The organism is bacterium (genome assembly GCA_021157605.1).
Taxonomy (GTDB): Bacteria; Patescibacteriota; UBA1384; order JAGGWG01; family JAGGWG01; genus JAGGWG01.
This window is the reverse complement of the sequence record JAGGWG010000002.1, coordinates 38457-48888: the sequence shown is the minus strand read 5'-3', so window position 1 is coordinate 48888 and position 10432 is coordinate 38457. Positions and strand designations below refer to the sequence as shown.

Below are 10432 nucleotides of genomic sequence, written 5' to 3'. Positions count from 1 at the left end.
TTTCTGATATTTGTCTATATAATTTATTTGTCTTTCGGATAATTATTTGTTAAATTTAATTCAAGAAATTTATATGAGTAAAGAAAAAGTTTTTATTGTTATCCCTGCTTTTAATGAAGAGAAGACAATAGGTAGGCTTCTTCAGAAATTGTTTAGTCTAGGATACAAAAATATTATTGTGGTTAATGACGCCTCTACAGATAAGACGGCTGAGATTGCAACCCACTTTCCGGTAAAACTCTATTCTCATGTTATTAATCGCGGTTTAGGTGGGGCCCTGCGGACAGGATTTGCTGCTGCTCTTAACGAAGGAGCAGAAGTAGCGGTGACAATAGATGCTGATCTGCAACACAAACCAGAGGAGATAGAGCGGCTGGTTAAGCCAATTCTTAAGAAAGAGGCAGAGGTGGTTTTAGGTACCAGAAAGATTGATCGAGTCAAGATGCCTCTTTTCCGTCGCTTGGCAAATGCACTGAGTAATTGGCTGACCCACTTACTTTTTGGTTTAAAGGTTAGTGATTCGCAATCAGGATTTAGAGCTTTTCGCCGTGAAGCTCTAGAAAAAATGCGTTTTTATTCCAGTCGAATGGAGATATCTTCAGAGATCGTCAAAGAGATCGCTCGCCTAAACCTTTCTCTTAAAGAAGTACCAATTTCTACTGTTTACACTTCCTACTCTCTTTCCAAAGGGCAGAGTTTAAAAAATGGTTTAAAGACTTTAGCTCGGCTTTTGGCAATTAAGTTTCAGCGATGATACTTAAAATTTTAGTTCTTGTCTTTGCTATCTGGATTTTACTTCGCTTAACTGCCAGCTACCGCGAGAAAAGAATTGATACTTTCAACTTTGTGGTTTGGAGTCTTATTTGGCTGTTAGTTGTAGTTGTGGTCAGCCACCCCTACTACACTGACAAGGTTGCCCGTTGGGTTGGGGTAGGAAGGGGCACGGATATTGCCTTTTTTGTTGCTTTTCTTCTTATGTTTTATCTTGTGTTTCGCCTTTATGTCAAAATTACTGCTATAGAGTCAGATTTAACTGAGTTGGCAAAGCATATTGCTTTAATTAATCATCGTTTGGAAAATAAAGGAGGAGATGGCGAAAAAAAGAAAGATAAGCAGAAAAAAGAAGGCTAGGGTTTTATCGCCACTTGTTTCTTGGCGTGCTGCTTTACCTGACAGAGGCTGGAGTTATCACAGCCTTTGGTTTTTTTTAGTTTTGGCAGTAGCAGCGGTTTTTGTTTTTGGTTTGCACAATATTTTGGCAGCAGTTGTTTTAGGGTTAATGGCTCTGTATTATCTTTGGCTTAGTTTACGTGTTTCTGATATTTACAAGGTGGAGGTTACCAAAAAAGGGATTGTTTACAACAGGCACTTTTATTCTTTTGGCGACATACTTTTTTACTCTATAGAAAAGGCGGGAAAAGACAAAGTTTTAGTTATCAGGACGGTGTCTAGAGTTTTACCTGAGATCACTATTTTGTTGCCAAAAAATAAATCAGAAAAGGTAGACAAGGTTTTATCTCGGTATCTGCCTAAAAAGCCTATTGTTTCTGTATTGGGTTTGTTTCTTTCTTGATCTTGATAATGAGGTCTTTTTCTGTAATATTTAGTTCTGAGGTAAAAGGGAAAGATTTTAAAATTCGCTTAATGTTGGCTATTGCTCTTTTGGCATCTAAATTTTGCCCCCGTAGTTCAATTGGCTAGAACGCAGGCTTGCGGAGCCTGAAGTTGCAGGTTCGAGTCCTGCCGGGGGTAAAAATAGTAGAGTATACAAACCATATAACGCTGTTTGAAAAACGAGGGAGGTAGAGAAGATGGTTGTGGACCTGCAGATCTCCGTACACCGAAAAATGGTGACTGATTTTTTGCAGTTTTTAGCCCAGCTCGAGTCATTTGACTGCTATCAAGGAATTGTTGAATTCTATTCTTTGGCTGGTCATTTGCGCACACTCTGTGTTAATGGCACCTTTACTGTTGTTTGCAATGGAGATGAAAGGGAGATTGAGGCAAAGATTAAGGAGGCTATTGATCTTTGTCGAAAGGCAGAAGATTTTCTTTATCAGGGCAATTACCCGCCGCCCGAATTAGTAGATAGATTGAGTATTTTATTGTCTGCTATTTAATAGTTATCTTTTGCCCTTGTTTTTGGCAAGGGCTTTTTGTTTGCGCTTTGGTTTTTGTTTTGTTATTTTTAGTTTAATGAAACCCAAGGTTTTAATTACTGGTGGCGCAGGTTTTATTGGCTCCCATATTGCTGATTTACTGATTAAAAAAGGTTATCCGGTGGTTATAGTTGATAATTTGAGTCGGGGTTCAAAGAAAAACGTTAATAAAAAAGCAAAGTTTTACCAGGTTGATATAATTTCCCCTCGCCTGAAAAGAATTTTCGCCCAAGAAAAGCCGGAGATTGTAATTCATGAAGCAGCGCAGATAAATGTGCGCGATAGTGTCACTGACCCCAAAAAGGATGCTCGTATTAATGTTTCTGGCTCTATTAGCCTTTTTCAAACCGCTGGTAAAGCTAAGGTTAAAAAAATTATTTATGCCTCTTCCGGAGGGGCGATTTATGGAGAGCCTCGGAAATTGCCTGTTAAGGAAGATCATCCTATTTCGCCTCTTTGCCCTTATGGAGCCTCAAAGTGCAGCGCTGAGCTTTATTTAAAATGTTTTGCTTCTTTGTTTGGATTTAAATACGTGGTTTTGCGTTATAGCAATGTTTTTGGGCCGCGCCAAGATCCAAAAGGTGAGGCAGGAGTGATTTCAATTTTTATTGACAAATTTTTACAGGGTGAGGCGCCGGTGATTTTTGGTGACGGCAAACAGACGCGTGATTTTATTTTTGTTCAAGATGTGGCTTTAGCCAATTACTTGGCTCTTTTGTATCGTGAAAGCGGTATTTTTAACATTGGTTCAGGCAAGGAGGTTTCTGTGCTTGAAATCTATAATTCCCTAAAGAAAATACTTAACTCTCTTGTTAAAGCCAAGTTTGGTCCCAAAGTGGAGGGAGAGGTAAGGCGGATCTATCTTGATGTCTCTTTAGCCAAAAAGAAGCTTGGTTTTAAACCTAAAGTTAATTTCAAAGACGGCTTGGAAAGAACTATAAATTGGGTGAAATCTTCTTATGGCTAAAAAGGTTCTTGTTGATGCGAGATTTGTCGGTTCTGGTTCAGCTTTGGGGCGTTATGCTGAGCAGTTGCTCTTAGCCCTTTTGCCTTTGCAGTCAGAAATTGTTATCAGGCCTATATTCAACTCTCAGCTTAAAAAAAATATTCCTTATGATTTAGTCAGAGCCAATCCTGTTTGGGTTGATATTCCTCATTACTCTTTTAAAGAGCAGCTTGATTTTACTTATATTTTACGTGCCCAGAATCCTGATCTTATCCATTTTACTCATTTTAATGCCCCGATTTTTTCTCCCAAACCTTTTGTGGTGACTATTCATGATTTGACTATTTCTAAATTTGTTGACAAAAACCACAGTTCAATCAGACGTTGGGCTTATTGCTTTCAGCTTAGCCAGATTGCCAAAAGGTCAGATCATATTATTGCCATTTCGCAGGCTACTGCTAAAGATATGGAAAGGATATTAAAAGCTCCTTCTGGGAAAATTTCAGTAGTTTACGAAGGTATTGAGTCTAAATTCAGGCCGCAAAGCAAAGATCAAATCGCTAAGTTTAGAAAGAAATACAATCTTTTTGACCCTTTTATTCTTTATGCTGGTCAGTGGCGCCCGCATAAAAATTTGCTCCGCCTTTTTGAAGCTTTTTCTATACTCAAACGTGAATACCGTATAGAAGAAAAGCTGGTTTTAATTGGTGCTAAAGACCCTCGTTATCCAGAAGTGCCAAAAAAGGTGAAAGACTTAGGTTTGGAAAAAGAGGTTAGATTTTTAGGCTTTGTTGAAGAAGAGATGCTCCCGGCTGTTTATTCAGCTTCTTCTCTTTTGGTTATGCCTTCTTTGGCTGAGGGTTTTGGCTTTCCTCCTCTGGAGGCAATTGCCTGTGGCGGTGTAGTTGCCGCCTCTTTTATTTCTTGTTTACGTGAAGTTTTAGACGAGAGCGCTGTCTTTTTTGACCCTTATGATATTAGGGATATGGCGGTTAAAATATACAGCGCTTTAAAAAATCAGAAATTAAGGGATATTTTGAGATTAAGAGGGCGAAAGTGGGTTAAAAGATACAACTGGGAAAAGACTGCTAAAAGAACACTTTTGGTTTATCAAAATATACTTTCCTGATTTTGACCTAAAAAATAGAAATTTTTTTACTTGCCTTTTTGGTTTTAGTGTTTTATAAAAATATAGACTCTAGAAAACTAATTTCTGTTTATGCAAATCAGCTGGCTTTTTTTGGTTGGGTTTTTAGGTCTTTTGGCCGCTCTTTTAAACTTTTATCACATTTACCGCCTCAAAGTTAAAGACCAGAAGGCTTTAAAAATTGCTTCTTATATCCAAAAAGGAGCGGATACTTTTTTGCAAAAAGAGTACTCAGTAATTGCTGTTTTTGTTGGTTTAATTTTTATAGTTCTTTGGTGGCAGTTTGGTATTTTTTCCGGAGCAGCTTATATTTTGGGAGCTGTGCTTTCTCTTTTGGCTGGATATTTTGGTATGAAGGCAGCTACTTCGGCTAATGTAAAAACAGAGGAAAGAGCACAAGATGGTTTAAATCCAGCTTTGCAAACAGCTTTGAGCGGTGGTGCGGTAATGGGATTGTCAGTGGCTTCTTTAGGTCTTATGGGCTTGCTTTTTGTTGTCCTTTATTTGGCCAATAAGGATCTTTTTGTTTTAAGTGCTTTTTCAATGGGTGCTTCTTCAGTGGCTTTATTTGCCCGTGTTGGCGGAGGTATTTATACCAAAGGAGCAGATGTTGGTGCTGATTTAGTGGGCAAGGTTGAAGCTGGTATCCCTGAGGATGATCCTCGCAACCCAGCGGTAATTGCTGACAATGTGGGTGACAATGTTGGTGATACCGCTGGTATGGGTGCTGATCTTTTTGAATCTTATTTAGGATCAGTGGTAGCGGCTGTTATTTTGGGAGCAGTATATGGGAGTTCAGCCAAGTATCTCCCCCTTTATGTGGTTGCTATTGGTCTTTTGTCTTCCCTTTTGTCTTTATTGTTGATTCGTTTATTTAAGAGCAAAAATCCAGCTTTGGTTTTGCGCACAGCTAACTTTATTTCAGTTGCTTTTTTGCTTTTGGGTGTGGGTAGTTTTGTGGTTTGGCAAAATATGGAATTTGTTTACTTTTGGCCAGTGTTTTTAGGTGCAGTTTTGGGTATTCTGCTTTCAGTCATAATTGAGTATTATACTTCTGGTAAGCCTATCAGAAAGATAGCTGAAGCTTCGCAAACAGGTCCGGCTACTAATATTATTGAGGGTTTAGCTGTAGGTATGGAAAGTGTGTTTCTTCCAGCTGTTTTTATTGGCTTAACCACATATTTTGCTTATTACTTTGCTGGTCTTTTTGGTATTGCTTTAGCTGGTGTGGGCATGCTTTCCACTATTGGGATGACAATGTCTATTGATGCTTATGGCCCGATTGCTGACAATGCTGGAGGTATAGCTGAGATGACTGGAGCAGAGGACAGGCGTAAGGTCACTGATGAGTTAGACGCTTTAGGCAATACTACTGCGGCTTTAGGAAAGGGTTTTGCTATTGGTTCTGCGGCTTTAACAGCTTTGGCTCTTTTTTCTGCTTATGCCCAATCAGCTGGCCTTGAAGTTATTGATCTTATTAACCCAGAGGTGGTAATGGGTGTTTTGATTGGAGCCTCAGTGCCGTTTTTATTTGCAGCTTTAACTATGCGGGCTGTAGGCAAGGCTGGGTTTGCTATTGTTAAAGAGGTGAGACGTCAGTTTTCTGAGATAAAAGGTTTGTTGCAAGGCAGAGCGCAGGCTGATTATGCACGCTGTGTGGCTATTGCCACCTCTGTTGCTCTTAAGCAGATGGTAGTCCCCGGTCTTTTGGCTGTAGCTACACCTCTTGTTTTTGGTTTGTTTGTCAGCAAACTATCTGTTGCCGGGGTTTTAGCCGGTGCTTTAGCTTCAGGGGTGATGTTGGCTTTAATGATGGCTAATGGTGGTGGTGCTTGGGATAATGCCAAAAAGTTTATTGAAAAAGGAGCTTTTGGTGGCAAAGGGTCAGAGGCACACAAAGCTTCGGTTATTGGGGATACTGTCGGAGATCCTTTTAAGGATACCTCAGGTCCTTCAATGAATATTCTAATCAAATTAATGTCTATTGTTGCTTTGGTCTTTGTTAAAATTTTTGTTGGTTGAACTCGGGGATAGTTATCCCTTATAATGAGTTAATGTCTGCCTCAAAGAACAAAAAGAAATCAAAGAGCCAGAGTTTTAAAAAAAAGAGACTGAAGATATTGAGTTTTGTTCTTTCACTTTTGTTTATTGTCTTGGGGTTTTTGGTTGTTTTGGTTTTTGGTTTAGCTTTAGTTTTTAATACTAAGTTTTATCCCCAAACTAAGGTAGCTGGTATTGAGGTTAGTTCTCTTTCTCCAGAAGAAGCGTTTGCCAAAATTAAGGACAAGGTTGAGGCTTACCAAAAGCAGGAGATATTAGTGGTTTGTGGAGAGAAGAAAACAAAAGCAAAGATTTCTGATTTTGGGGTTGAGTTTAAGATTGAAGAAACCCTAAAAGACCTTTTTCATTTGGGACACCCAAAGAATTTTAAAGAGGTGATTTGGCAATTTCCTCAGATTGTGCGTCTGCTTGTTCTTCATTACCAAATGCCTCTTTTAATAGAGATAAAAAACCAGGATAAGGTTCAAGAATTGCAGGTTGCTCTTTCCAATCTTTCTCATCCAGCAGAGTATTTTTTAGAAAATGGTGAGTTAAAAATCAAAAAGGAAGAAGAAGGTTTGGGTGTAAGTAAGGAGGTATTGAGCAAATCTCTTGAGGATACTTTTTCTTTGCTTAGAAATGAATTATTGTTAACACCTCAAGTTTTAAAACCTGATATTAACACTTCTGATTTGGAAGGACTTAAACCTCAGGTGGAGAATATTTTGTCTTTTGCTCCGCTTGAATTGGAGTATAAAGGGGAGGTTAAAGCCAAATTGAGCAAAGAAGATCTTCTTTCTTTAATAGATTTTTCAGTAGAAAAAAGGGGGTTGCAAAAAATAGTTTCTTTTCAGGTTAATTCCCAAACAAAAGACGATATTTATGCCAAGATTAAAGAGGAGGTAGATGAACCGGGAAGAAATGTCCGTTTAGAGTTTGAGGGTTCCCAGTTAATTGTTTTAGAAAAAGAACGTTATGGCTTGTATCTTGATAAGGATGATTTAGATGCTAAGCTAAAATCTTTTTTTACTAATCCCACTGATTCTATTGAGATTAATCTTTCCCAACAGTTGCCCACGGTTCATTCTGCTAATTACCAAGAGTTTAATTTTAATGATCTTTTGGGCAAAGGAGAAAGCACTTTTTATGGTTCCTCAGCTAGCAGAATCCATAATATCAAAAATGGTGCCAGCAAGCTTCATGGTTTGGTGATTAATAAAGGAGAGACCTTTTCTTTAGGTGAAGCCTTGGGTGAGATTGGTGCTAAGACAGGTTATTTACCAGAACTGGTTATCAAAAATAGGCGAACTGTGCCTGAGTATGGAGGAGGGTTGTGTCAGGTAGCGACAACAGTGTTCAGAGCAGCTATTTATAGCGGTTTGCCGGTAGTAGAAAGACATAACCATGCTTATCGGGTTGGTTACTATGAGCCACCAATCGGGATGGATGCCGCTATTTATTATCCTCAGGTTGATTTAAAGTTTAAAAATGACACTTCTGGACCCATCTTGATCCAAGCTGCAGTTAAAGGCTATAAGATTACTTTTTACTTTTATGGCCAGAGTGATGGCAGGAAAGCGGTGGTTTCAAAACCTCAAGCCTATAATTTTACTGCTCCTCCAGAGCCGATTTATATTGATGACGACAGTTTAGCTGAAGGCAAACTAATCTATGAAGAAAAATCTCATTGGGGTGCAGACGCTTACTTTACTTACAAAGTCTATCGGGGGGGTAAATTGATTCACCAAAAGAAGTTCTATAGTCACTATAAGGCTTGGCCGGCTATAATCAGAAGAGGAACTAAAAAGGAGTAAACTATGAACAAAGAGACAAAAAGAGAGGTTTTTCGCACCTTTGATATTCGGGGGAGGTATCCAATTGATCTCAATGAAGACACAGTTGCAAAAATAGGTTTTGCTTTAGGGAAAATGCTCCCCCAAAGTCAGAAAGTAGTCCTTGGTTGTGATTTTAGAGAGCATTCTCGCAAACTATTTTTGCCCTTAATCAGCGGTCTTTCTGCACAAGGGAAAAAAGTTTATTTTTTAGAGCAGGTGCCCACAGAAATGCTGTATTTTGCTTTGGGGTTTTTTAAGTTTGACTTAGGTATCCAGATTACTGCTTCCCACTGTGATTGGGAAGAGGTAGGGATGAAGATTTCTAAAAAAGGGGTTATCCCTCTTGATGTTGGAGAGATACAAACATTGAAAAAAGAGGTGGAGAAGGCAAGTTTTGTTTATGAAGGACAAAAGCCTTTTTTTGAAAAGCTTGACGTTTATTCTGATTATGCCAAGTTTGTTTTGGATAATATTAAGAATAAAAAAATCAAAAAAAAGGTTTTGCTTTTTTCTTTTGGAGGAAGTGCCACTAAAATAGCAGAGTTAATTAATAAAGCTTTGGCTGTTGATTTTAAAATAGTTTCTCTGAGCCAAAAAGAGCTAAAAAACAATGCTCCCAACCCTATTTCTTCTGAAAGCCGTAATCTTATCAAGCGAAGAGCCAAAGGCAAGTTTGATTTAATTATTGGTTTAGATGGGGATAGCGATCGGATGATAGTTTTTGATCCTTTAACCAAGGAGATGGTTCCGCCTGATTTAACAGCTGCTCTTTTGGCCCAAAGTATTCTGCGACAAAAGTTAGGACCTGTTGTTTTTGATTGCCGCAAGCGAATGGCTTTTGATTTAGTGGCTAAAGAGTTTAAGGTTCCTTTTTTCCGTGCCAAAGCAGGTTATCCGTTTATTAAAAAAGAGATGAGGAGAAGAAAAGCGGTTTTTGGCGGTGAGGTTTCTGGCCACTATTTTTATCCTGAGACTTTTTATTCTGAAAGCTCAATGCTGAGCATTCTAAAATTAGCTGGTCTTCTTTCTGAAAAAAAAGAAAGTCTGAAAGAGGCTTTGTTGCAGTTTAGAGATATTTACTCTTTGCCAGAACAGAACTTTGATTTGCCCCAAAGTGGGTTTGAGGCTTTTTCCTCTGCTTTGCAAAAAGAGTTTCAAGATGCAGATGCTTTTTTTGAAGATGGTTTAACTTTAAGAACTAAAGATTGGTATTTAAATATCAGGCCTTCCCAAACTGAGCCAGTTACAAGATTAAATCTTGAGGCGCGCTCTAAATCCTTACTTAAAGATATATTCCAACGGGTGAAAAAAATTGTTTTAGAGTCCAAATAGCGGACGCACCAGAGATAGTGTTTGTTCTGCTTTTTTTTGGGCTTTTTGGGCTCCTGCTTTTAGTACTTTTTCAACCAGATCCGCCTCTTTACTTAGCTGGGCATATTTTTGTCGGAAAGGTAAAAAGAATTCAGAGATGCTTTTAGCCACTTGACGTTTACAATCCAGGCAGCCCCATTTGGCTTGGCGGCAGTTATTTTCCATTGTTGTTAACTCTTTTGGACTTAAAACCAACTGGGCGTAGGGGTAGATTATTGGACATTTTGCCGGATTGCCGGGATCATCTTTTTTTACTCTTTGCGGATCTGTGGGGACTTTACTGAGAATAGGCCAGAGTTTTTTAAATTCAGTGTCTTTGAGGTTAATAGTGTTTTCTAAAGATTTACTCATTTTGGCTTTGCCATCAGTGCCGGGCACTCTTTTAGCTTCAGTAATTATTGGTTTAGGTTTGGGCACTACTTCTTTTCCGGCTATTTTATTTAAAGTTTGCGCTAAAACTCTGGCATACTCTATATGAGGGATTTGGTCTTCGCCTATAGGGACAGCATTGGCTCTGTAAAGTAGGATATCAGCAGCTTGTAAAAGAGGGTAAAGAAAAACCCCTACTTTATTTTTTAAGTTTTGGCTAGCGTCTTTATAAGTGGGTATGCGTTGCAAATCTCCCATTTTAGCTACTATTGAAAGCAAAACTTCTAATTCAGCATGTTCTTTGACTTCTGATTGACGGAAAATAACCGTTTTTTTAGGGTCAATGCCGGCAGCCATCCAGGTGATTACCATATCTTTAACAACCTCTTTTAGGGAAGGAAATTCTTCTTTATCGGTTAAGGCATGCCAGTCAGCCACCATATAGTAGCAGTGGTATTTGTTTTGCAAAGCAACCCAATTATTTAAAACGCCAAAATAGTGCCCTAGATGCAATGCTCCTGTAGGTCTCATTCCTGAAAGGATTGTGTTTTTCATTGACCTAATT

The 10432-nt window shown here is 38.7% G+C and carries 10 protein-coding genes and 1 tRNA gene; 10 read left to right on the top strand and 1 reads right to left on the bottom strand.

The annotated features are described in order from the left end of the window. The first annotated feature begins 73 nt into the window (after positions 1–73). From J7K05_00305 to J7K05_00260, 10 genes are all read left to right on the top strand, one after another. Positions 74–754, top strand: coding sequence for a glycosyltransferase family 2 protein (locus J7K05_00305; protein ID MCD6194634.1), 681 nt, complete (start codon positions 74–76; stop codon positions 752–754). Then, positions 751–1131, top strand: a complete 381-nt coding sequence (locus J7K05_00300; protein ID MCD6194633.1) for a DUF2304 domain-containing protein — start codon at positions 751–753, stop codon at positions 1129–1131. The genes J7K05_00305 and J7K05_00300 overlap by 4 nt, the downstream gene beginning before the upstream one ends. Beyond that, positions 1091–1573 carry a hypothetical protein gene (locus J7K05_00295; GenBank protein ID MCD6194632.1) on the top strand — a complete coding sequence of 161 codons (483 nt, stop codon included), beginning with the start codon at positions 1091–1093 and terminating at the stop codon, positions 1571–1573. Before J7K05_00300 ends, J7K05_00295 begins: the two co-directional genes overlap by 41 nt. 105 nt (positions 1574–1678) lie before the next feature. Next, positions 1679–1752: transfer RNA gene (locus tag J7K05_00290), tRNA-Arg, on the top strand. 65 nt (positions 1753–1817) lie between these two features. Beyond that, positions 1818–2120 (top strand): hypothetical protein, encoded by a 303-nt coding sequence (locus J7K05_00285; GenBank protein ID MCD6194631.1) that lies wholly within the window; start codon positions 1818–1820, stop codon positions 2118–2120. A 76-nt stretch (positions 2121–2196) separates the two neighbouring features. After that, complete coding sequence (locus tag J7K05_00280) at positions 2197–3126, top strand: NAD-dependent epimerase/dehydratase family protein (protein ID MCD6194630.1); 930 nt, start codon at positions 2197–2199, stop codon at positions 3124–3126. Continuing rightward, on the top strand, positions 3119–4234 hold the full coding sequence (locus tag J7K05_00275) for a glycosyltransferase family 4 protein (protein ID MCD6194629.1): 1116 nt from the start codon (positions 3119–3121) through the stop codon (positions 4232–4234). Before J7K05_00280 ends, J7K05_00275 begins: the two co-directional genes overlap by 8 nt. A gap of 90 nt (positions 4235–4324) precedes the next feature. After that, positions 4325–6274, top strand: coding sequence for a sodium-translocating pyrophosphatase (locus J7K05_00270; protein MCD6194628.1), 1950 nt, complete (start codon positions 4325–4327; stop codon positions 6272–6274). A 32-nt stretch (positions 6275–6306) separates the two neighbouring features. Further along, positions 6307–8106 carry a VanW family protein gene (locus J7K05_00265; protein MCD6194627.1) on the top strand — a complete coding sequence of 600 codons (1800 nt, stop codon included), beginning with the start codon at positions 6307–6309 and terminating at the stop codon, positions 8104–8106. 3 nt (positions 8107–8109) lie between these two features. Beyond that, complete coding sequence (locus J7K05_00260; protein ID MCD6194626.1) at positions 8110–9459, top strand: hypothetical protein; 1350 nt, start codon at positions 8110–8112, stop codon at positions 9457–9459. On the opposite strand, the gene trpS is transcribed toward J7K05_00260, so the two are convergent. Continuing rightward, the gene (gene trpS, locus J7K05_00255; GenBank protein MCD6194625.1) at positions 9445–10422 is read right to left on the bottom strand and encodes a tryptophan--tRNA ligase; all 978 of its coding nucleotides are present in this window, start codon (positions 10420–10422) and stop codon (positions 9445–9447) included. The two genes, J7K05_00260 and trpS, sit on opposite strands and share 15 nt — an antisense overlap. Between the last annotated feature and the right edge of the window lie 10 nt (positions 10423–10432).

Excerpts from the sequence above, each read along its gene's own strand:
- J7K05_00280 (MCD6194630.1), top strand. The coding sequence starts at position 2,197 with ATGAAACCCAAGGTTTTAATTACTGGTGGCGCAGGTTTTATTGGCTCC.
- J7K05_00295 (MCD6194632.1), top strand. The coding sequence starts at position 1,091 with ATGGCGAAAAAAAGAAAGATAAGCAGAAAAAAGAAGGCTAGGGTTTTA.
- trpS (MCD6194625.1), bottom strand. The coding sequence starts at position 10,422 with ATGAAAAACACAATCCTTTCAGGAATGAGACCTACAGGAGCATTGCAT.
- J7K05_00265 (MCD6194627.1), top strand. The coding sequence starts at position 6,307 with ATGTCTGCCTCAAAGAACAAAAAGAAATCAAAGAGCCAGAGTTTTAAA.
- J7K05_00270 (MCD6194628.1), top strand. The coding sequence starts at position 4,325 with ATGCAAATCAGCTGGCTTTTTTTGGTTGGGTTTTTAGGTCTTTTGGCC.
- J7K05_00260 (MCD6194626.1), top strand. The coding sequence starts at position 8,110 with ATGAACAAAGAGACAAAAAGAGAGGTTTTTCGCACCTTTGATATTCGG.
- J7K05_00275 (MCD6194629.1), top strand. The coding sequence starts at position 3,119 with ATGGCTAAAAAGGTTCTTGTTGATGCGAGATTTGTCGGTTCTGGTTCA.
- J7K05_00305 (MCD6194634.1), top strand. The coding sequence starts at position 74 with ATGAGTAAAGAAAAAGTTTTTATTGTTATCCCTGCTTTTAATGAAGAG.
- J7K05_00300 (MCD6194633.1), top strand. The coding sequence starts at position 751 with ATGATACTTAAAATTTTAGTTCTTGTCTTTGCTATCTGGATTTTACTT.